The sequence below is a fragment of the Amycolatopsis sp. PSD-21 genome (assembly GCF_055561455.1).
This window is the reverse complement of record NZ_CM145712.1, coordinates 2592386-2612851: the sequence shown is the minus strand read 5'-3', so window position 1 is coordinate 2612851 and position 20466 is coordinate 2592386. Positions and strand designations below refer to the sequence as shown.

20 protein-coding genes are annotated in these 20466 nt (G+C 65.9%); 7 read left to right on the top strand and 13 right to left on the bottom strand.

Features of this window, described 5'->3' with window-relative positions:
- Positions 1–8: 8 nt before the first annotated feature.
- On the bottom strand, positions 9–1922 hold the full coding sequence (locus ACZ1DY_RS12665; protein ID WP_465484458.1) for a flavin-containing monooxygenase: 1914 nt from the start codon (positions 1920–1922) through the stop codon (positions 9–11).
- A 27-nt stretch (positions 1923–1949) separates the two neighbouring features.
- The gene (fabG, locus tag ACZ1DY_RS12660; RefSeq protein WP_465484457.1) at positions 1950–2735 is read right to left on the bottom strand and encodes a 3-oxoacyl-ACP reductase FabG; all 786 of its coding nucleotides are present in this window, start codon (positions 2733–2735) and stop codon (positions 1950–1952) included.
- A 176-nt stretch (positions 2736–2911) separates the two neighbouring features.
- On the opposite strand from fabG, the gene ACZ1DY_RS12655 reads away from it, so the two are divergent.
- On the top strand, positions 2912–3370 hold the full coding sequence (locus tag ACZ1DY_RS12655; protein ID WP_465484456.1) for a nuclear transport factor 2 family protein: 459 nt from the start codon (positions 2912–2914) through the stop codon (positions 3368–3370).
- Between the two features lie 45 nt (positions 3371–3415).
- Here ACZ1DY_RS12655 and ACZ1DY_RS12650 read toward each other — a convergent pair whose 3' ends face one another.
- Together ACZ1DY_RS12650 and ACZ1DY_RS12645 are read right to left on the bottom strand one after the other, a co-directional pair.
- Complete coding sequence (locus ACZ1DY_RS12650; protein WP_465484455.1) at positions 3416–4225, bottom strand: SDR family NAD(P)-dependent oxidoreductase; 810 nt, start codon at positions 4223–4225, stop codon at positions 3416–3418.
- Positions 4203–5504, bottom strand: coding sequence for a glycosyltransferase (locus tag ACZ1DY_RS12645; RefSeq protein ID WP_465484454.1), 1302 nt, complete (start codon positions 5502–5504; stop codon positions 4203–4205). Before ACZ1DY_RS12645 ends, ACZ1DY_RS12650 begins: the two co-directional genes overlap by 23 nt.
- Positions 5505–5683: 179 nt before the next feature.
- Between ACZ1DY_RS12645 and ACZ1DY_RS12640 the strand changes: the two genes are divergently transcribed.
- Genes ACZ1DY_RS12640 through ACZ1DY_RS12625 form a run of 4 tightly spaced genes read left to right on the top strand, consistent with a single transcriptional unit; the run spans position 5684 to position 9415 of the window.
- Positions 5684–6949, top strand: coding sequence for a beta-ketoacyl-[acyl-carrier-protein] synthase family protein (locus ACZ1DY_RS12640; RefSeq protein WP_465484453.1), 1266 nt, complete (start codon positions 5684–5686; stop codon positions 6947–6949).
- Complete coding sequence (locus ACZ1DY_RS12635) at positions 6946–8169, top strand: ketosynthase chain-length factor (protein WP_457955360.1); 1224 nt, start codon at positions 6946–6948, stop codon at positions 8167–8169. Before ACZ1DY_RS12640 ends, ACZ1DY_RS12635 begins: the two co-directional genes overlap by 4 nt.
- Positions 8170–8197: 28 nt before the next feature.
- Entirely contained in the window at positions 8198–8443 is a 246-nt protein-coding gene (locus tag ACZ1DY_RS12630) for an acyl carrier protein (RefSeq protein WP_125737583.1), read from the top strand.
- Positions 8444–8470: 27 nt separating this feature from the next.
- Positions 8471–9415 carry an aromatase/cyclase gene (locus ACZ1DY_RS12625; protein ID WP_465484452.1) on the top strand — a complete coding sequence of 315 codons (945 nt, stop codon included), beginning with the start codon at positions 8471–8473 and terminating at the stop codon, positions 9413–9415.
- Positions 9416–9464: 49 nt separating this feature from the next.
- Here ACZ1DY_RS12625 and ACZ1DY_RS12620 read toward each other — a convergent pair whose 3' ends face one another.
- The 7 genes from ACZ1DY_RS12620 to ACZ1DY_RS12590 form a co-directional block, all read right to left on the bottom strand.
- Positions 9465–9890, bottom strand: a complete 426-nt coding sequence (locus ACZ1DY_RS12620) for a lipocalin-like domain-containing protein (RefSeq protein ID WP_465484451.1) — start codon at positions 9888–9890, stop codon at positions 9465–9467.
- Positions 9891–9893: 3 nt separating this feature from the next.
- The gene (locus ACZ1DY_RS12615; RefSeq protein WP_465484450.1) at positions 9894–10229 is read right to left on the bottom strand and encodes a hypothetical protein; all 336 of its coding nucleotides are present in this window, start codon (positions 10227–10229) and stop codon (positions 9894–9896) included.
- A 28-nt stretch (positions 10230–10257) separates the two neighbouring features.
- On the bottom strand, positions 10258–11016 hold the full coding sequence (locus ACZ1DY_RS12610; RefSeq protein WP_457955364.1) for an AfsR/SARP family transcriptional regulator: 759 nt from the start codon (positions 11014–11016) through the stop codon (positions 10258–10260).
- A gap of 372 nt (positions 11017–11388) precedes the next feature.
- Entirely contained in the window at positions 11389–12552 is a 1164-nt protein-coding gene (locus ACZ1DY_RS12605; protein ID WP_465484449.1) for an acyl-CoA dehydrogenase family protein, read from the bottom strand.
- The gene (locus tag ACZ1DY_RS12600) at positions 12549–13571 is read right to left on the bottom strand and encodes an LLM class flavin-dependent oxidoreductase (RefSeq protein WP_465484448.1); all 1023 of its coding nucleotides are present in this window, start codon (positions 13569–13571) and stop codon (positions 12549–12551) included. Before ACZ1DY_RS12600 ends, ACZ1DY_RS12605 begins: the two co-directional genes overlap by 4 nt.
- A 22-nt stretch (positions 13572–13593) precedes the next feature.
- Positions 13594–14319 (bottom strand): SDR family NAD(P)-dependent oxidoreductase, encoded by a 726-nt coding sequence (locus ACZ1DY_RS12595; RefSeq protein ID WP_465484447.1) that lies wholly within the window; start codon positions 14317–14319, stop codon positions 13594–13596.
- 118 nt (positions 14320–14437) lie between these two features.
- A complete protein-coding gene (locus ACZ1DY_RS12590) occupies positions 14438–15397 on the bottom strand; it encodes an alpha/beta hydrolase (RefSeq protein ID WP_465484446.1) in 960 nt (319 codons plus the stop codon).
- A 192-nt stretch (positions 15398–15589) separates the two neighbouring features.
- Between ACZ1DY_RS12590 and ACZ1DY_RS12585 the strand changes: the two genes are divergently transcribed.
- The gene (locus ACZ1DY_RS12585) at positions 15590–16816 is read left to right on the top strand and encodes a multidrug effflux MFS transporter (RefSeq protein ID WP_465484445.1); all 1227 of its coding nucleotides are present in this window, start codon (positions 15590–15592) and stop codon (positions 16814–16816) included.
- Positions 16817–16876: 60 nt separating this feature from the next.
- Here ACZ1DY_RS12585 and ACZ1DY_RS12580 read toward each other — a convergent pair whose 3' ends face one another.
- Positions 16877–18241: an MFS transporter gene (locus tag ACZ1DY_RS12580; RefSeq protein ID WP_465485645.1), complete on the bottom strand. Its 1365-nt coding sequence runs from the start codon at positions 18239–18241 to the stop codon at positions 16877–16879.
- Positions 18242–18307: 66 nt separating this feature from the next.
- Here ACZ1DY_RS12580 and ACZ1DY_RS12575 point away from each other — a divergent pair, with 66 nt between their 5' ends.
- Positions 18308–18922: a TetR/AcrR family transcriptional regulator gene (locus ACZ1DY_RS12575; RefSeq protein WP_465484444.1), complete on the top strand. Its 615-nt coding sequence runs from the start codon at positions 18308–18310 to the stop codon at positions 18920–18922.
- Here ACZ1DY_RS12575 and ACZ1DY_RS12570 read toward each other — a convergent pair.
- Positions 18916–20349, bottom strand: a complete 1434-nt coding sequence (locus ACZ1DY_RS12570; RefSeq protein ID WP_465484443.1) for a SulP family inorganic anion transporter — start codon at positions 20347–20349, stop codon at positions 18916–18918. The two genes, ACZ1DY_RS12575 and ACZ1DY_RS12570, sit on opposite strands and share 7 nt — an antisense overlap.
- Positions 20350–20466 lie beyond the last annotated feature (117 nt).

Sequence of the window (20466 nt, the reverse complement as noted above, 5' to 3'; positions counted from 1 at the left end):
CGTCCTCTTCAAGAGTAGGTGCAGGCGTCCGGATCGAAGCGCCTTGTCCGGTTCCAGTACTCGAAGGCCGAGAACGGCCAGTTCTGCACGGACCTGCCGTGCTCGTTCTTGAACCACGAGGAGACCGACGACCAGCCCCACGCCCGGAGTGGCTGTGTCGCGTCCACCCAGGCCTGATACTCCGCGCAGACGTCGGAGCGGACGCTCAGGCTCCGCCGCCCGGACGCGAGCAGGTACCGGATGGCGCCGAGTAGATAGGTCATCGCGCATTCGGAGAAGTAGAGGACGCTGCCTCCTTGTCCGACCAGATTCGTATTGGGGCCGTAGATGCTGAACAGATTCGGGAAACCGGGTACGAGCATGCCGAGATAGGCCGCCGGCGCGTCGCCCCAGTGCTCGTGCAGGTCCCTGTTCCCCGGGCCGGTGACCTTCATGGGGGTCAGGAACTCAGATGCGCGGAAGCCGGTGGCGAAGACGAGGACGTCCGCGTCGTACTCGGTCCCGTCCGCCGTACGGATACCGCGCGTCGTGACTTCACCGATCGGGTCGGTGACCAAAGTGACGTCGTCACGTTTGAGGGTCTTCAACCAGGTCCCGTCGTCCCTCAGCACTCGCTTGGCCCCGATCGGATACCTCGGGATGACCTTTTCGCGCAGGTCCGGCGCATCGGCCAGCTGCGCCTCCATCGCGGCCGTCAACACTGCTCGGACGTCGTCGTTGGCGGCGGAAACCGCGCGTTCGGTCGGCGGGTAGCCGGGATCCACCACCCACGGCGCGCCCTGCAGTCCAGGGGCGAACAAGCCGAATCGGTACCAGGCCGCGTAATACGGGACGTGCTCCTGTAACCAGCGTTCCTCGTTCGGTACCCGGTCCCGATAGTGCGGTGTGGCGCGCAACCACGGCGGAGTGCGCTGGAAGACCACGAGCGCCTCGCATTCGGGGGCGATCTCCGGGACGAACTGAAAGGCGCTCGCGCCGGTCCCGATCACAGCCACCCGCCGACCGGACAGGTCGACCGTGTGATCCCACGCGGCCGAGTGGAAGGCGGGCCCATCGAACCGGTCCGCTCCGGGGATGTCGGGCATCTTGGGGCGGTTGAGCTGACCGACGGCGGTGATCACCACGTTCGCCGTGCTCAGCTCCTCGCCGTTCTCCGTGCGGGTTCGGATCCGCCATTCGCCCTTCTCTCCGTCCCATTCGAGGGAGCGCACCTCCGAGCCGAACCGGATGTGCTCGTGAAGCCCGTTCTCCTTGGCGAAGGCTCGTAGGTAGGAGAGGAACTCGTCCTGTGTGCAGAACCGCTCCGGCCAGTCCGACCTCTTGGCGAAGGTGTAGCTGTACAGATGGCTTGGCACATCGACCCGGCAGCCTGGGTAGCTGTTCTCCAGCCAGGTGCCGCCGAGCTCGTCGTTCTTCTCGTGGATCACGAAGGGAATGCCCGCCTGCGCCAGCCGATGACCCGCGAGCAGGCCACTGGGACCGGCGCCTACGACGACCACGCGGAACTCGCGACCCGGCGCGAGTTCCGCGAGTGTCCAGTCCGGCGCCTTCGGGTCCGCGCCGGACGGCACGATCTCCTCCGCCAAAAGGGGAAGCTGGCCGACGGTGTCCCAGCCCATCGCCCAGGTCGTGATCCGGCGCAGCGTCTCCGGGGACGGTGGCACGGGTGGCGGCAGTGAACCGTCCCGCAGGGCCCTCAGGAGCCGCAAACCCAGCTCCCTGGCCTTGTCCTGTTCTGCCGCACTCAGACCGCCGGCAAGGTCCGGGAGCCACCGGCTCGGGTTGTAGTCCTCCGGCAGGACATCGACGTCGCCGGTGAGGTGCGCCACGGTCATCAGCAAGGTCGGCAGATCCGCTCGGCTCAGAATCCGCCTGAGCTCCGCGTCGCCGGCCCGGACCGGTGATAGGGGTGGATTGATCACGATGCGGCCGCTCCTCCGGTCGAGCACTCAGTAGTTGCCCAGCCCGCCGCAGACGTTGAGCGCTTGAGCCGTCACCGCCGCCGCCCGGTCGCCGATCAGGTATTCGACCATGGCGGCCACCTCGTCGGGATCGACGTAACGGCCGATCGGTACGCGCGCGGTGATCCGATCGAACGTCTCCTGGGTGGAGACACCCCAGATCTCCGAATAGTGCTCGCGGACGCGTTCGGCCATCGGGGTCTCCACGAAGCCGGGGCAGACGGCGTTCACCGTGACTCCCGACTTGGCCAGTTCCAGCCCCAGGGCTTTGGTCAGTCCGACGACACCGTGTTTGGACGCGCTGTACGGCGCGGCGTGGATGACACCCTGCTTGCCTCCGGTGGAGGCGATGTTGACGATCCGGCCCGAGCCGCGCCCGAGCATTCCGCCGGTGGTCAGCACCTGCTTGGTCATCAGGAAAGTACCGTTGAGATTCGTGTCGATGACGTCGAGCCACAACGCGTCGTCCAGTTCCGCGGTCGCGCCACCTCCGCTGCGCCCGGCGTTGTTGACCAGGATGTCCACCGGGCCGAACTGCTCCACCGCCGCGGCGACGAACTCCTTGACATCATCAGGGCGCCGTACGTCGCACGCCTTCCCTTCGACTGTGAGGTCTTTCTCCTGCAGCGACTTCACCGTCTGCGCCAGCCGTTCACCGTCCCTGCCGCAGAGATACACCCGGTGCCCGAGTTCAGCGAGCCTGGTGGCGATCGTCAGCCCGATACCACTGGTCGCTCCGGTAACCAAAGCCGTCCGCTGCTCGCCTTGCGTCATTTCTCCTCCATCGGTGACGGGTGCGGGTACGGTCCGAGCCTGACCGGCCACTCTTGAAGCACACCCGAATCGTTCTGAACCCGGCGGTTTCCTCGTTCTTTCTGGCGTCGTTCAAGAACCCCGTAACAGAGTGGACGGAGAGACCGAGCCGGAGCAGTGAATCGGAGGAAGACCAGATGACCGAACCCAACCAGTCCGGCCAGTTGTACGCCGAGGTGCAGCATTTCTACGCTCGGCAGACACATCTGCTGGACGGCCGGGAATTCGAGGGCTATGCCGCGACATTCACCGAGGACGGCGAGTTCCTCCATTCACCCGGCAGGCCCGCCGCCAAAACCCGGCAAGGCATCGTCCGGGAACTCCGCGACTTCCACCGGAAGTTCGACGAGGACCCGGTCGTACGCCGGCATTGGTTCAACATGATCGTGCTCGATCCCGCGCCGGACGGCGTGCTCAACGCGACGTTCTACGCTTTGGTGGCCACGACCCGGCCGGGTGGGCGGATCGACGTCTCACCCAGCTGCGTGGTGCATGACGTGCTGGTCCGCGAGAACGGCGAGCTGCGTACCAAGTCCCGTCGCGTGGTACAGGATCGTCTGTTGTTCGAGGAGTCCGGGGTCGGCGCGGCGAGCTGACCCTATCCACGGGGGACGTCCGAACCGGACGTCCCCTGTGGACGCTCAGAGGGTCTTGATCAATCCCCCGTCGAGTACGACGTCACTTCCGGTCATGAAGGACGCCTCCGGCGAGGCCAGGAACACAGCGACCCGCGCGATCTCGTCAGGAGTGCCGAACCTGCCGAGGGAAATCCCGCCCATGCCGTCGGCGACGGCCGTCATAGCTTCCTCTCGGCCGATTCCCAGCTGGGCACCGATCTGATCACCGATTCCGCCTTCCCGGGTCCAGACGGACGTCCGGACAGGGCCTGGTGACAAGGTGTTCACGCGAACCCCTCGTCCGGCGAACTCGATGGACAACGCCTTCGCGAGGTTGCGTACCGCCGCTTTGGCGGCCGAGTAGTCCACCAGTTGAGGGTCCGGCCGTAAGGCGTTGACGGACGAGATGTTCACGATGGAACCGCCTCCGCCGGTCAGCATCGACGGAAGTGCGGCGCGGACGACGCGGATCAGGCTCATCAGGTTCAGCTCCAGTCCGGCGATCCATTCCTCGTCGGATACGTCCAGGAACCCGCCGAAGCGCGGTGTTCCGCCGGGCGGCCCGCCGACATTGTTCATCACGATGTCGATCGTTCCGAACCGGGACAGCGCCGCGTCGACCAGTTCGCTCGCGCCGTCCGGCCGAGAGAGGTCGACGTCGACCGTGTGGAGTTCGTCCTGTGCGGACCGGAGGTCGGCGAGATCCCTTGTGGCGTTCCGGCTTCCTGCCAGGACGAACGCGCCGGCGTTCAGGAGTTCGCGGGTGATCGCGCGGCCGATCCCGCGGCCCGCACCGGTCACCAGTGCCGTCTTACCCTTCACGGTCGCCGTCATCTTTCTCATCCTTTCCCTGACCCCAGCGTTCGATCACGTCGGCGGCCGCCTCCACTCCTCGGTCCGCCCGGACATGGTGTGCGAGCAGCTCCGCGCGTTCGGCGATCCGCCGGTCCGTCAGCGCGGACAGGATCGAGGTCGTCAAGCCACGTTCGGTCAGCTTCGGCGCGGGCAGCGGTGTCGCCGTGACTCCCAGCTCCCGGAGCCTCGCCGCCCAGAACGGCTGGTCGACGCCGCTGGGCACGACGACTTGAGGCACGCCTGCGCGCACGACCTCGCCCGTCGTCCCGAGCCCACCGTGGTGCACGACCGTCGAGGCGAGCGGGAACAACCAGCGGTAGTCCGTCTCGCCGATCTGGAAGACGTCGGGTGCGTGTTGTCGTGAACAGCCACCGACCAGCACCACCCGCCGTCCGCAAGCCCGTGCGGCCCCGATCACCATTCGTGCTCGGCGGTCCTCGATATCCGTGGCCCAGAACGTCCCCATCGTGCAGACGACCGGGGACGACCCTGCGGCCACGAACCGAGCGAGTTCCCTCGGCGGGCTGTGAAACCGGTCCAGATACCAGTAGCCGGTCACATGCGCGGACGGCGGCCAGTCGGCCGGAGGCCGGTACACCGCCGGGCTGAAGGGGTACAGGACCGGACGCTCGACACCCAGTGCGCGCAGCGGGGAACGGAATCCCAGCGGCCGCAAACCCCGGCGTCGCCGAATCACATTGACGGCACTTCGTGCCCGAAGCCACTCGACACTCGCCCGGGCACCATGAGTCAGACGGTTATAGGCAGGCCCCAGCGGGACTGGCCGGGCACCGAGGGCGGGCGCCGCGGCCGTCGTACTGCCGGGCCACCACGACACGCCGCACCATGGCGTCGGCGGTTCCTCCGTGAGGGCGACCGGTCTGGTCAGGATCGCGTTGACCACCAGGTCCGCGCCTTCGGCGACCTCTCGAAGCCGTTGCCATACCTCGGTCTCGCCGTCTCGGGCGAGTTCCGGAAGCACTCTCAGTGCCGCGGACAATCGAATGGCACTGGTGCTCTTCCTCAGCGACCGCACCAGTTCGGCGTCGTCCATCGACGGTCTGGCGCCGCCGGGGAGGAATTCGCTCGGCGATCCGGGAACCGCGGCGAACTCGACTCGGGCTTCTGTCGCCAGTGCACGGAATTCCGCCGGCGCGGCCAGTGCCACCTCGTGGCCACGCTTGCGTAGCTCCTCCCCCAGCGCGGCGAATGGCTGCACGTCGCCGCGCGAACCCAAGGTGGTGAGCGCGATCCTCATGTCGACCGAAGATCCCGGGGGCGCCCAGAGGGTTGGTGGAGGATCACCCGACGGCCACTACCCGGTAGTGGGTACTCCTGCCCGCTTCAACCACCCCTCTGGCTGTCGAGTTCATCGTTTCCCCAGACCGGCCATCCGACCAAGCCGGGTGCGCCTTCATCCTTGAGGAAACGAGCAGTATGAATCGACGTGCAGTCATCACCGGGATCGGTGTCCGTTCCCCGGGCGGCGTGGGCCAGGAGAAATTCTGGGACCTGCTGTCCGCAGGCCGCACCGCCACCCGCACGATCTCCTTCTTCGACCCGGCGGCGTTCCGCTCACAGGTCGCGGGCGAAGTCGATTTCGACGCCGAGGCGGAAGGCTTCACTCCGCGCGAGATCAGGAAGATGGACCGGGCGACCCAGTTCGCGGTCGCCTGTGCCAAGGAGGCACTGGCCGACAGCGGCTCACCATCCGATGTGGCACCGCATCGGATAGGGGTCTGTCTCGGCAGTGCCGTCGCTTCGGCGACCAGCCTCGAAAACGAGTACCTGGTCCTGTCCGACTCGGGCGCCGCGTGGGAAGTCGATCCCGGCTACCTGTCCCCGCATATGTTCGACTACCTCAGCCCGGGCGTGATGCCCGCCGAAGTCGCCTGGGCCGTCGGCGCGGAGGGACCCGTGACGATGGTGTCCGATGGATGCACTTCGGGACTCGACTCGGTGGGTTACGCGGCGCAGCTGATCCGCGAAGGCACTGTCGACCTCGCGTTCGCCGGTGCCACCGACACCCCGATCACGCCGATCGTCGTCGCCTGCTTCGACGCCATCAAGGCGACGACCCCACGTAATGACACCCCCGAACAGGCTTCGCGCCCCTTCGATGGCACCCGTAACGGGTTCGTCCTGGCAGAGGGAGCGGCGATGTTCGTCATCGAAGAGTACGAAGCCGCGAAGGCCCGCGGGGCCCGGATCTACGCCGAAATCGGCGGGTACGCGACCAGGTGCAACGCCTACCACATGACGGGGCTCAAGAAGGACGGCCGTGAGATGGCGGAGGCGATCCGCGTCGCGCTCGACGAGGCCAAGACCAACCCCGGTGAAATCGACTACGTGAACGCGCACGGCTCCGGCACCAAGCAGAACGACCGGCATGAGACCGCGGCCTTCAAGCGAAGCCTGGGTGAGCACGCGCGAAACGTGCCGATCAGCTCGATCAAATCCATGGTCGGGCATTCACTGGGCGCCATCGGCTCCATCGAGATCGCCGCTTGCCTGCTCGCCATGCGGTACTCGCTCGTCCCTCCGACGGCGAACCTCCACGAGACCGACCCCGAATGCGACCTGGACTACGTGCCTGTTCAAGCGAGGGAGAAGAAGCTCGGCGCGGTGCTGACCGTCGGCAGCGGATTCGGCGGCTTCCAGAGCGCGATGGTGCTGCGCAAACCTGAAGGAGTACGCGAATGAGCACGCGAACAGCGGTCACGGGGATGTCCGCGGCCACCGCGCTCGGTCTCGGCACCGAGGAATACTGGAAGGCGATTCTCGCCGGCCAGAACGGGCTCCGTGAACTCAGCCGATTCGACACGGCCGGCCATCCGGCGAAGCTGGCGGGCGAGATCACCGAGTTCCGGGGCGCCGACCATCTTCCGGGCCGGCTGTTGCCACAGACCGACATCTCGACCCAGATCGCGCTCGCCGTCGCGGATTGGGCCATCGAGGACGCCGCGCTCGACCCGGAGAAGATCCGTGACTACGACATGGGCGTGGTGACCTCGAACGCCCTGGGCGGATTCGAGTTCACCCATCGGGAGTTCAACAAGCTGTGGAGCCAAGGACCGCAGTCGGTGAGCGTTTACGAGTCGTTCGCCTGGTTCTACGCGGTGAACACCGGCCAGATCTCGATCAGGCACAAAATGCGCGGCCCTGGTGCCGCGCTCGTGGGCGAGCAGGCGGGCGGGCTGGACGCGATCGGGCACGCTCGCCGGACCATCCGGCGTGGCACCCCGCTCGTCCTCACCGGTGGAGTGGACTCCGCGTTGGACCCGTGGGGATGGGCGTCCCAGCAAGCGGGCGGACAGGTCAGCGTCGAGTCCGACCCTCGCTACGCCTACTTGCCGTTCGACGAACGAGCCGCGGGCTACGTGCCTGGTGAGGGTGGCGCGATCCTAGTACTCGAGGAACTCACCGCGGCCATGCGTCGCGGCGCGCCCCGCCTGCACGGCGAAATCGCCGGATACGCCGCCACCTTCGACCCGAAGCCTGGCAGCGGCAGGCCGCCGGGCCTCAAGCAGGCCGCCGAGCTGGCGATCGCCGACGCAGGTTTGACTCCGGACGCCATCGACCTGGTCTTCGCCGACGCGGCAGGGCTGCCGGAACTGGATCGAGCGGAGGCCGGCGCCCTCAACGACCTTTTCGGGAGGCGCAAGGTTCCGGTCGCCGCGCCCAAGGCCGCTTTCGGCCGCCTCTACTCGGGCGGTGGCCCGGTGGACGTCCTCACCGCCCTCCTGTCTATCAGGGACGACGTCGTCCCTCCGGTCGCGATCCCTGAGCCCTCTCGGCATTTCCACGGTCTCGACCTCGTGGTGGGAGAGCCACGGAGCGCCGATGTCGACACCGTCCTCATCCAGGCACGCGGACGCTGGGGTTTCAACTCGGCGCTCGTGATCCGTGCCTTGCGTGCTTGATCCGGTAGACCGAACAAAGGAGACGATCATGACTCTCGAAGATCTCAAACGCATCTTGATCGACTGTGCCGGTGACGACCCGGGAGGGCTCGACGGCGAAATCCTGGACACCCCGTTCGAAGACCTCGGCTACGACTCGCTGGCCTTGATGGAGAGTGCGGCCCGCATCAAACGCGACTTCGGGGTCGATCTTCCCGAGGACGACGTCGCCGAAGTCGAGACGCCGCGAGACCTGCTCGAACTCGTCGGCAGCGTGGGCGCTGCCGCGCGGTGACGCCCGTCGGCTGAGGAGGAGAATCTCATGACAAGCGGAACACTTCAGGAAACCGAACACACCCGGACCGTCGCGGCACCGGCCTCGGTGCTGTACGACCTGATCGCCGACGTCACTCGGTGGCCGGCGATCTTCGGTCCGAGCCTGCACGTCGAGCACATCGAGCGCGACGAGCGGGAAGAGCGCTTCCGGCTGTGGGCACTGGTGAACGGAGCGGTGGCGGACTGGACATCCAAAAGGAGCCTGGAACCCGAGAGCTTGCTCGTCCGATTCGGCCAGGAACGCAGCCATCCACCGGTGGCGTCGATGGGCGGCGAATGGGAATTTCGCGAGAAGAGCGCCGGTCTCACGGAGGTGGTACTGCGGCATCACTTCAGCCTGCTTGACGACAAACCCGCTACCGCCAGGTCCCTGCGCAACGCGGTCGACCGGAACAGCACCGAGGAACTGGAGGCGCTCGCCCGGATCGCCGAATGCGGTCATCCCGTGGACGAAGTGCTCTTCTCGTTCACCGACACCGTCGATCTGCCTTGCGGGCCCGATACCGCCTACGACTTCATCAACGAAGCCGACCTCTGGCCTCAGCGACTCCCCCATGTCCGGCGGGTGCGGCTCGACGAGGACACTCCGGGTATCCAGCAGCTCGAGATGGAGACGCTGACCGCGGACGGTTCGACCCACACCACCCGGTCGATCCGTATCTGCCAGGACAACGCGTGGATCGCCTACAAACAGCTCAAACCTCCACATCTCCTGCTCGGGCACAGCGGCTTGTGGACCTTCCACGACGGCAAGGAGGGCAGCCGGGCGACCGCCCGGCACACCGTGGTCATCGATCCCGGGGCGGCCGCGGAGATGTTCGGCAAGGAAAGGGCGCTGGCGGACGCGCGTGAGTACCTCCGCTACGCACTCGGCCGCAACAGCCGGACCACGATGCTGCACGCGGCTCGAACGGATCTGAAAGTGAAATGAAGAACGGGGATGAGGTGCCGTCGGGCACCTCATCCCCGGCTCATGCCGTTCAGGAAACGCCGAACCGCCTCCAGCTGAGTACGCGCTCCTTCGGCTTCCCGGCGATCATCACGGTGCCTCGCAGCACCAGCTCCCCGCTCCCGAACGTGACCCGGCGTTCCTGCAGGGTTCCCACCATGTGCTGATGGGAACTCACCCGGATGTCATGGAAAACGCTGCGTCCTTCCGTATGCCAGGAGCCGGCGTAGCCCATGAACAGCTCGGTGTGTATGGACCGACCCGACACCCCCGTCCGCATCATCGACACGGACATGAAGCCATCCTCACGGTAGAGCAGCAGTCCGGACGGCTCCGGACCGAGCGGGCCTTCACGTACCTCACCCTCGGAGCCCAGATCGTGATAGGAGCGGAGCTCCCAGGTACCGACCAGGCTCTCCACGGGGATCGAATCGTCGACCGGTCGCTCCGCGGCCACGAACTAGCTCCCCGGCTCGAACGCCGAGCAGCGGAAGGCAGTGGGCGCCGCGAGCGCGTGCTCGGCGATCGCCTTGTCGAGCCCGGCCTTTCGCGGGTCGGCGAGGAACTTCGACTCGTAGTGGTCGGAGTCCTTCCAGCGAGCGTGGTTCACGATCCGGGTTCCGTCGTTCGACAGGTGCAGTCGCGACGAAAGGAACCCGGGGCAGGTGCGGATCCACGAATCGATCTGCGCCTGAACGGCGTTCGCGAGCTTGTGCTGCTCTTCCCTGCCGGGGATCTGAAGGATGATGAAGACGGCGAGTTCCTTGTCGCCCGCGCCGTCGGATCCAGTGGTCATGCCAGCACCTTCTTCCTGTTTCGTGGGATCAGCCCGCGGTGCGGTACTGGTAGTCCTCGTTGAGGATCGAGTTGTGCAGGTGTCGCAGTCCGAGCGCCGGCTCGACACCGAGTTGCTCGACCATCGCCCGGTGCAGCTTCCGGTAGATCTCTAGTGCTCGCACCCGATATCCGGAGTTCGCCAGAGCCCGCATGTACTTGTAGCTCAGCCCTTCGTGCAACGGGTGCATGGCGACCATTTTGGACAGCTCGCCGAGGACCTTGTGGTCACGACCCAACGCGAGCTCCGCTTCGATGCGTGTTTCCGTGACCGACATACGGGACTGCTCCAGTCCTTCGATCTCGGCCTGGACGTATTGCCCGGCGCGCACGTCGACCAGAGCCGAGCCACGCCACAGCCCGAGCGCGGCGTCACACTCATGGACCGCCGCCACGTAGTCCTTCTCGTCCATGTGTCGGTAGATCCGGCGCTCCATGGCCCGATACGCGGTGATGTCGAGCCCCAGGTCGTCGAATCCGAGCAGATACCCGCGAGCACGATGGACGAGGTGGGTACTCGAGACCACATCGGACGACTCCCCGGTGAGGTGCACGAGAAACTGCCTGAGGTGAGCGATGTAGGTCTGCAGTGTCGCCATGGCACTGCGCGGAGCGGATTCAGGCCAGAGCTCACCGATGATCATGTCCGTCGACGTGATGTTCGGCCGGTTGAGCAAAAGCAGCGACAGCAGCTGCTTTTCCTTGTTGGACGAGGGAGCGTCCTCTCTCTGCCCGTTTCCTATGGTCAATGGTCCGAGCAAACGTGCGTGCATATTTTGCCCCCTAGCGAACTTTCCGTGTGCCCAGGTCGTCCACCTTGCCGCAAGAGGACATACCATTGCGCTCGAACTTGCATGACGACATACCGTTATGCAAGAATACTTCCCAAGCGCAGCACAACGCCTCCCAGGCGAAATGCAAGTCAGGGTTGCGCGTGTATTTCGGGCTTGCTTTACCGTTTGGTTATTCTCAATGTGCCACCCTCCTTGATCTTGCTCAATCCGCCATCAGGGTGAGGCGGTGGGAAATTAACCACCGCCACTGACCGTCGAACACGGCGACCGTGCTATCCCTGGCCATGCGACAGTACCGTGTCGAAATAACATGTTCACCGCCGCGAATCATCGAGTTTCCGAGAAGACTTTTCCGCCGAACAATCCAGCGGCATTGGTGAAACTCAGCGCGAAATGGCTGGACGCGCTGTGGATATCACGCCAGAATCGCTGCAGTTCGTGACTTTCATGGTGTGCTGACGTGCCGGATGCCGAGAAGATCAGATCCGCCGCGTCTCGGATCAGGGTCGTGGCGAATGACCAGTCCAACATATTCCGTTCGATGTCGTCCGTGGACGTTCCTCCGCCGTCCGCTCGCCGGGCGACCTTTTCGAGCAGGAGAGCAGCGGCTCCGATTCCCGCGGTACTGCGCGCGAGATCGTGCCGTACGTTATCCCGCTCGGCGGGACGCCTCCCATCCGGGCCGGCTTTCTTGACGGTCATCCACGTCGTCCAGCGGTCGACCATTCCTTTCGCCGCACCGAGCAACGGACCCGCGAACGACAGGCCGTTCACCGCCTTCAGCGGCACCCGATGACAAGCGGGTTCGCCCGCCGGAAGTCCAGCCTCGAGAGAAGCACGCTCGAACGCGTGGCCACGTGGTACGAATACGCCGTCAAGCACGACCGTATTGCTCCCGGTCGCGCGCATGCCGAGATTGAACCAGGTGTCTTCGACGACGAGACTCTTCTTCGGGACAATGAAGCACCAAGGCTTCTTGTCGGCCCCATCGGCAGGGAACGATGACAGCAGAGTCCAATCCGCCAGGTCCGCGCCACTGACGAACGTCCAACGTCCCGAAATTCGCCAGCCGCTGCCGTCGGGGCGCATTTCGCCGCCGGGAACGAGCCCGCTGGCGATGTACACATCCGGCCCGCCGCTCCACAATGCCTCCTTTCCCTCCTCGGGAAGGTGCGCCACCATCCTGCCGCCATGCGCCAGAAGTGACGCCATCCAAGCGGTCGACGGGCAAGCGCGGCCCAGGATGTCCACTGCCTTCAGCAAGTCCAGGAAGCCCCCTTGCCTGCCACCGAACGCGGCGGGAACGAAATGCCGGAGGAAACCTCCTTCCGCGAGGGCCTCGACGACTTTCGGTTCGAGATGACGTCGTGCGTCCGCGACAGCGGCGTGTTCGTCGGCGAGTTTCGCGATCTCCTCGGCCTTCGTCGAAAGCAGGCCATCGGGGACGGTGGTGAGCACGATCGATTCCTCCTTGGGTGGTCGGACGATCACGCCGCGATCCCTGCCGCCTTGACGGCGTGAACCTGTGTGATCTTCTCGATGGTGTCCGCTTTGGCGGCGGTGATCATGATGCCCAGCGTCGTGGCGCCCGCCCCGGCGTAGGCGGTCATCTTCCGCCGGACTCGCGCCGGCGGCCCGAGCAATGCGGTGTTGTCGATGAACTCGAGCGGCACCACCGCCGCGGCGCCTTGTCGATCCCCGGCTCGCATCCGTTCGTGGATTTCGACGGCCTGCTCTCCGAACCCGTCCCGGGTGAGGGTCTTGCAGAAGAAGTTCTCGTCGACGCTCCCGACCGCCAAAAGCTTCGCGTAGTGGTCCCGGAGGCGGTCGGCGGCGGCTTCGACGTCCTCGTCGATGTACGTGGTGACACAAGGCAGGACATCGAAGCCGGCCATGGTCGCATTTGCGGCGGACCGTCCCTCGGCCAGCTCGGCCACGGCCGCGCGGACCTCTTGCGGGGAACAGAAGGCTCCGATCCAGCCATCGGCTATCTCACCGGTCAGGCGAAGGTTCTTCGGCCCTACGGCACCAAGGTAGATGGGCATCGCGCCCGGCAACGGCCGAGTGGCCAGCGCCAGTGGAACGCCGCCGTGTTTCCCAGCCGGCAGCCGGAAGTGTTCTCCGTGGACCTGAACGGCTTCCCCGGCCAAGGCCCTCCGCAAGATCCTGACGTACTCCCGCGTCCTGCCAAGCGGGGCATCGAAGGGAACGCCGTACCACCCCTCCGAGACATGGGGATTCGATACACCAAGACCGAGGCTGAACCGGCCCCCGGAAAGCACCGCGAGGGAGGCCGCCGCGAGGGCCGTCGTAGCGGGTGGCCGTGCGGGGATCTGCATCACCCCGGACATCAGCCGGATCCGTCGAGTACTCGCCGCGACGTAGGAGAGAACCGTCAGCGCGTCGGTGGCGAAGTTGTCCGAGGCGAGAGCGATCGAGAAGCCCGCCTCTTCGGCGGCCCGCGCGATTTCCACCGCACCGTCGATGCCGAGATTGATCGCCAGTTCCATGATCCTCCGTTCGCGCGTACTTCTACAACAGGTGTGCGCCGCCGTCCGCGCCGAGCACTTCTCCAGTGCTGTAGGGAGCCTCCGCGAGCCACAGGACCGCGTCCGCGATCTCCTCGGAAGTCCCGATCCTCCGCAGCGGGGCGTGTGCGCGGACCTCTTCCCGGATGTCGGCGAAGTCCGCCGTCCACTTCGTATCGATAAGTCCAGGGGCGACGGCGTTCACTCGGACTTCCGGACCCACCACCTTGGCGAGCAGCCTCGTCAGGTGTTCGACGGCGGCCTTGCTCACCGCGTAAGGAATGCTGCTGCCCGCGGGCCGGCTTCCCGCGATCGAGGAGATATTCACGATGCTGCCGTTCACCGTGCGCAAGGGCGACAGCGCCGCCTGGATGACGTTCCATGTGCCGAGGAGGTTGACGTCGAGGATCTCCCGCCAGACCTTGCCGTCCACCGCGTCGATGTCCTGATGGGGAATCCGCCGGGTGGTCCCGGCGTTGTTCACCAGCACGTCCAATCGCCCGTGGTGCGCGACAGTCTCGTCCACGAGCCGCCTTGCCTCGTCCGCGTCCGAGACGTCGGCACGTACATAGTGGGCGTCCGGCAAGGACGCCGCGAGGTCACGGCCTTCGGCGACCGATCGACTGGAGTTGATCACGACACGCATCCCCCGCGATGCCGCGAGCTTCGCGATCTCCGCCCCGATCCCCGACGATGAGCCCGTGACAAGGATGACCCGTTCGTCACGCATCCTCGTTCTCCCGTCTGCTACCTGTTGGCTTCGGCGAGTCCGACGATCGCAGCCACTTCTTGAACGAGGCTTGAGCCGATCCTACGATGGGATGTTTCTTGCCGCGGCGGTGAAAGGTTCAGCGCGACGACCCGGGCAGCAACGCCCGACGAACCGCCGAGTGCGCGTCGTTCCGCATCCGGCGCGCCACATCGGCGTGGGGAACCCTTGTACAGCCATGGAAAGTCCGCGGGTAGAGGTGGATTTCGGTGCTCACACCCGCCTCGACCAGACGGCGCCCGTAGTCGAGCCCCTCATCCCTGAGCGGATCGAATTCGCATACGGCGACGTAGGCCGGCGGCAGGCCACTGAGGTCGTCAGTGCGTGCCGGTGCCGCGTACCGCGCCCAGCCCACCCCGCCGTTTTCTTTGCCCTCGGCGAGGTAATACTGCCAACTGAGCAAGGCTTGCGCGCGCGTCCACAGTGGCGTGTCGACGAACGTCCGCATCGAGGATGATTCGAGCCGATCGTCCAGAGCGGGCATGTTGAGCAACTGGAAACCGACCGGCGGCCCGTTCCCATCCCGCGCGGCCAAGGCCACCCCGGCGGCCAAACCTGCGCCGGCGCTGTCGCCGCCCACCCCGATCCGGCGAGGATCCGCGTCGACTCCCGCGTCTCCGGCCACCACCCGCGACAGCACACAGAGACAGTCCTTCAACGCCGCGGGAAAGGGATTTTCCGGAGCGAGCCGGTACCGCACGGAGACGACGACCACGCCGGTCTCGGCGGCGATCTCCGCTGCCGTCACGTGGACCGTGTCCAGGCCACCGAGAACGAACCCACCGCCATGCAGGTAGAGCAGCACCGCGGATCGACCGCCGGTCCCGGCCGGACGATAGATCCGGACCGGAACGTCCGGTTCCTCGCCGAAACCGGGGACCGTCCGTTCGGAAACGTCTACGCCGCAAGGAAGAAAGCCATTCGATACGTCGGATTCAGCCGACCTGAGCTTCGCTCTGGTGTCGGTCAGGTCGGCCAGATCCACATCGGGCAGCATCGCCAATGCTCTCGTAAGCTCAGGGTCGTAGGTGTAGCTCAAACCCGCCTCCCAGTTTGCCCCCCAACAGCCCCAGTGCCTCTCTCCCACCCTGAGTGCCATAGTACGCGAAAGCGTGCCAATTCGACTCTGCCACTAGGGAAACGTCGAGAGACTACGAAGTGTTAGCGTTGCTCTCATGGCTACGCTGACCTCGCATACCCCGCCGCGCACAGGCCGCTGGACGAGTGCGCGGTGACACGCACCACACACGATTCGCCCACTTCGGGTGTCACGCACCGTTCACGTGACGGCTTGATCATCATTGTTCTCGCCACTCTCACGGCGGTCGCTCCTTTGGCGACGGACATGTATGTTCCCGGCCTCCCCGATCTGAGCAGATCGCTCGGGGCGAGCGTGTCGTCGGCACAGCTGTCGCTCACGATGTTCCTGATCGGCGTCGTGGCCGGACAGCTTCTACTCGGACCACTCAGTGATGCGGTCGGGAGACGCGGAGTACTTCTTTGGGGCAGCACGGCGTTCGCCGTCTGCTCCGCGTTATGCGCCGTCTCGCCTACCATCGAGGTACTGAACGCGGCTCGGCTCTGCCAGGGCATCGCGGGAGCCGCGGGCATCGTCGTCGCCCGGGCGGTGATCACCGACCTCTTTCAGGGGGACACCGCGGCCAAGAGGTTCTCCGCTCTGGCCGCCATCGGCTCGGCTGCGCCGATCCTTGCCCCCATGCTCGGCGGCGCGATACTGAGCGTCTCATCCTGGCGCGCGGTGTTCGGGGTGCTCGCCGCGGTCGGCCTCCTACTCGTCGGAGGTGTCCTTCTGTGGGTCCCGGAGTCACTACCGCGCTCGCGACGAAGCAAAGGTGGGCCGGTCGCCACGGTGAGGATGGTCGGCGTCCTACTCCGGCGCCGGCGGCTCATGGGGCAGGTTTTCAGTCTGTGTTTCGGCTGCGCGGGCGTCTTCACCTATCTCGCCGGGTCCTCGTTCGTCTTCCACGAGGTTCATGGCGCGTCCACTGGCCTGACCAGCTTGATCTACGGCGTCAACGCTGTCGGCAGCATGGCCGGAAGCTTCCTCTTCGGACGACTAGTCCGTCGCTTCACCGTGGAAATCCTGCTCCTCACGGGAATCTCGGGCGGGTTGGTCGCCATCCTGTTTCTGGTCGGCGCGTCGCTCCTGGGCGTGAACTCCCTGGCGCTGACCTGGTCGTGCCTGTTCGCGTTCATCATGGCTTTCGGGCTCTACTTCCCTGCCGTCATGACGTCGGCACAAGAACTCGGACGCGATGCGCCCGGAGCGACGTCCGCGTTGCTTGGAGGCGGGCAGTTCTTGCTCGGCGGGATCACCTCCCCCTTGGTCGGCGCCTTCGGCACCGGAAGTGCTCTCCCGATGGCGGTGATCATCGCGATCTGCCTCGCCTTCGGCACGGTGGCGGCGGTCTCTGCGAGAGCGCCGAAGCGCGTGTGAACCACGGAAGCTCACGCAACAGGCATCCGGGGCGACACCTCGGCCTGGTTTCACTGCCGCTCATTCAGTCACCCGGCCATCGCGACGTGCAGGGAGCAGGAAAGCGAGCACGGCGACCATCAGCATCAGCGCGGCAATGATCAGGAACGCCTTCCGGTAATTCACCGATCCCGCGACGGACACCAAGATCGCGAGGCCGAGCGCTCCACCAACCTGCTTCGTGGTGTTCATCAATCCGGAGACGGCGCCGCCGTCCGCGACATCGACCCCGGAGGTGACCGTCGTGGTGAGCGGGGTGTTGAGGAGGCCGCCTCCGATCGAGAAAACGACAGCGGGCGCGAAGATGCCGCCCAGATAGTCACTGCCCGCTCCGAGGCGGCTCTGCCACAGAAAGCCCAGCGCGGCCAGCACGGCACCGATAGCCACCAAAGTCCGGCTGTCCAGGTAGCGCATCAACCAGGGCGTCAGCCAAGCCGCGACGGCGATCGTGACCAAGGTGTGCGGGAGGAAACCGAGCCCCGTCTTCACCGGTCCGTACTGCAGGACGTCTCGCATCGCGAGCGCGAGAAAGAACCACATCGGGTTCAAACACGCCCCGGCGAGCAGCATCATCACGTTGCCGACGCTGATCGCCCGCGACCGGAACAACCGCAGCGGGAACAATGGATGCACCGCGGCTTTCGCTTCAATCGCCACGAAACCTCCGAGCACCGTGACAGCCATCCCCAACGGCACGAGGGCGCCCGGCGCCGACCAGCCGACGGAACGGGCCTGGTCGACGCCGTAGGCCAGAGCGATCAAGCCGGTCGTCGCCAAGACCGCGCCGAGGAAGTCCAACCGTGGTGGAGTCGCCGGCCGCCCATGACCTGCCAAAGAGCGCACGGCCAAGGCCACGGCGGCCATGCCGATCGGAACGTTGATCAGCAGGATCGAACGCCAGGACCAGAACTCGGTCAGCAGGCCGCCCAAGAGGTTCCCCGCGGTTCCACCGGCGACTCCTACCGCCGTCCACAGCGCCAGCGCCCGGCTGCGCGCGATCCCCTCGGGAAAAGTGCTGGTGAGGACAGTGAGCGTGGCGGGTGCCAACACCGCCGCGCCGATCCCTTGTACAGCTCTCGCCGCGACGAGCAATCCAGCACTGTCTGCGAGCCCGCCGACAAGACTCGCTCCGGTGAACAACGCGAGGCCAGCGAGGAAGACACGCTTCCGGCCGTATAGGTCTGCCAGGCGCCCGCCGAGCAGGAGAAGGCCGGCGAACGGAAGCGCATAAGCGTTGACCACCCATTGCAAGGCGTCGCCGTCGAAGCCGAGCGCCACCTGTATCGCGGGCAACGCGACATTCACGACGGAAATGTCGAGGACGACCATGAACTGGGCGCTACAGGCCAAAGCGAGGACGATCTTGTCGCGGTCGGAACGCGTCATGACGTTATGGTACATACGTATCATATACACGCGTATCATCTCGCGGCACGGAGGAGGGAGAGACGAGTGCCCAAGACGGTCGACCACGAGCAGCGCCGCGCACAGATCGCCGACGCGCTGGTACGGGTCGCGGCCCGCGACGGCCTGCACGCCGTGACGATGCGGGCGGTCGCCTCGGAGTCCGGAGTGTCACTGCGTCTTGTTCAGTACTACTTCGAGACCAAGGAACAGTTACTGCTCGGCGCGTTGCGGCACTTGGAGCGGCAAAGCCACGAGCGCTGGCAGCGACGTTTGGCCGCGCTATCCGATCCAGCGCCCCCGCGAGCGTTCGTCGAGGCGTTCCTCGCCGAAGCGTTGCCCACCGACGACGAGAGCAGAGCCTTCCATCTGGTCGGCTCCGCCTACGCGGCACTCGCGATGACCGATCCGGGCCTGGCAGCCGAACCCTTCGCGACTTCGGTCGACGGGCTACACCGCCGGCTCGTGGACGCCCTGCAGCGCGCTCAAGCCGACGGCCAGCTGGCCATCGACACGGACGTCGATCTCGCCGCGGCACATCTGGTGGCGCTCAGCCACGGCGCCGGTACGAGTGTCCTCATCGGACAGCTGACCGTTCACACCGCTGAGAGGATGCTGAGCGCCCACCTGGACGACCTGTTCCAGAGCGCAGGCGGTCAATGACCGCCGACGAGTTCGCCGGAGAGTGTCCCGTGCATGCGGGCGCTGTGCTTGTTCAGCCCGACGATCTCGACAGTCTTGTCTCGTGACTCGTACTTGGTGGTGATCGCGTCGAGGGCAGCGACGGTGGAGGCATCCCAGATGTGGGCGCCGGTGAGGTCGATGACGACCTTGCCCGGGTCGTTGGCGTAGTCGAACTGATAGACCAAGTCGTTGCTGGAGGCGAAGAACAGCTCGCCGGTGACCGCGTACACGACCTGCGTGCCTGCCGGATCGAGGACGGCGGTGACCTCGACGAGGTGCGCCACCCTGCGCGCGAAAATCACCATCGCGACGATCGAGCCGACCACGACGCCGATGGCGAGGTTGTCGGTGGCCACCACGACGCCCACGGTGACGACCATGACGATGACCTCACCCGCGGGCATCCGCTTCAGGGTGGCCGGGGCGATGCTGTGCCAGTCGAAGGTGCCGAACGCGACCAGGACCATGACGGCCACAAGGGCGGCCATCGGGATCTGCGAGACGAGCGGGCCGAAGACGATGCACAGGATCATCAGGAAAGTCCCGGCCAGGAACGTCGAGAGCCGGGTCCTCGCTCCTGAGGTCTTCACGTTGATCATGGTCTGGCCGATCATGGCGCAGCCGCCCATGCCGCCGAAGATCCCGGTGACGACGTTCGCGATTCCTTGCCCGACTGCCTCGCGAGTCTTGTTGGAGTGCGTGTCGGTGATGTCGTCGACCAGCTTCGCAGTCATCAGCGATTCCATGAGGCCGACGAGCGCGAACGCGAGCGCATAAGGCGCGAGCAGGCCGAGCGTGGCGAAGGTGAACGGCACATCCGGCACGCCCGGGACCGGCAGCGAGGAGGGAAGCGCACCCTTGTCTCCGACAGTCGGAATCGCGATGCCCGCGGCGATCGTCAACGCCGTCAAGGCCACAATGGACACCAGTGGCGCGGGAACCACTTTGGTGAGCTTGGGAAACAGCACCATCACCACAAGTCCGGCCGCGAACAACGGATACACAGACCACGGTACGTCGATCAACTCCGGCACCTGCGCCAGGAAGATCAGGATGGCCAAGGCATTGACGAAACCCACCATGACGCTGCGCGGAACGAACCTCATCAGCTTGGCGACGCCCAGCGAGCCGAGCACGATCTGGAACAGCCCGCCCAGGATGACCGTGGCGATCAAGTAGCCGAGACCGTGTTCCCGAGCCAGCGGCGCGACGACGAGTGCGATGGCGCCGGTCGCGGCGGAGATCATCGCCGGGCGTCCGCCGACGATCGAGATCACCACCGCCATGGTGAACGAGGCGAACAGCCCGACGCTTGGGTCCACGCCGGCGATGATGGAGAAGGAGATCGCTTCCGGGATGAGCGCGAGCGCGACCACCAGGCCGGCAAGGATCTCCGTACGGGCCACCTTCGGGGACAACCACGAAGGCCTCGAAACACGCAAACGCGACGGCGTCCGAGACGCAAGATTCGGCACAGGCAGACGACCTGACTTTCTCGGGCGCCCCGCAGGGCGCTGAGTGAC

Excerpts from the sequence above, each read along its gene's own strand:
- fabG (WP_465484457.1), bottom strand. The coding sequence starts at position 2,735 with ATGACGCAAGGCGAGCAGCGGACGGCTTTGGTTACCGGAGCGACCAGT.
- ACZ1DY_RS12655 (WP_465484456.1), top strand. The coding sequence starts at position 2,912 with ATGACCGAACCCAACCAGTCCGGCCAGTTGTACGCCGAGGTGCAGCAT.
- ACZ1DY_RS12650 (WP_465484455.1), bottom strand. The coding sequence starts at position 4,225 with ATGACGGCGACCGTGAAGGGTAAGACGGCACTGGTGACCGGTGCGGGC.
- ACZ1DY_RS12645 (WP_465484454.1), bottom strand. The coding sequence starts at position 5,504 with ATGAGGATCGCGCTCACCACCTTGGGTTCGCGCGGCGACGTGCAGCCA.
- ACZ1DY_RS12640 (WP_465484453.1), top strand. The coding sequence starts at position 5,684 with ATGAATCGACGTGCAGTCATCACCGGGATCGGTGTCCGTTCCCCGGGC.
- ACZ1DY_RS12635 (WP_457955360.1), top strand. The coding sequence starts at position 6,946 with ATGAGCACGCGAACAGCGGTCACGGGGATGTCCGCGGCCACCGCGCTC.
- ACZ1DY_RS12630 (WP_125737583.1), top strand. The coding sequence starts at position 8,198 with ATGACTCTCGAAGATCTCAAACGCATCTTGATCGACTGTGCCGGTGAC.
- ACZ1DY_RS12625 (WP_465484452.1), top strand. The coding sequence starts at position 8,471 with ATGACAAGCGGAACACTTCAGGAAACCGAACACACCCGGACCGTCGCG.
- ACZ1DY_RS12615 (WP_465484450.1), bottom strand. The coding sequence starts at position 10,229 with ATGACCACTGGATCCGACGGCGCGGGCGACAAGGAACTCGCCGTCTTC.
- ACZ1DY_RS12600 (WP_465484448.1), bottom strand. The coding sequence starts at position 13,571 with ATGGAACTGGCGATCAATCTCGGCATCGACGGTGCGGTGGAAATCGCG.
- ACZ1DY_RS12595 (WP_465484447.1), bottom strand. The coding sequence starts at position 14,319 with ATGCGTGACGAACGGGTCATCCTTGTCACGGGCTCATCGTCGGGGATC.
- ACZ1DY_RS12580 (WP_465485645.1), bottom strand. The coding sequence starts at position 18,241 with ATGACGCGTTCCGACCGCGACAAGATCGTCCTCGCTTTGGCCTGTAGC.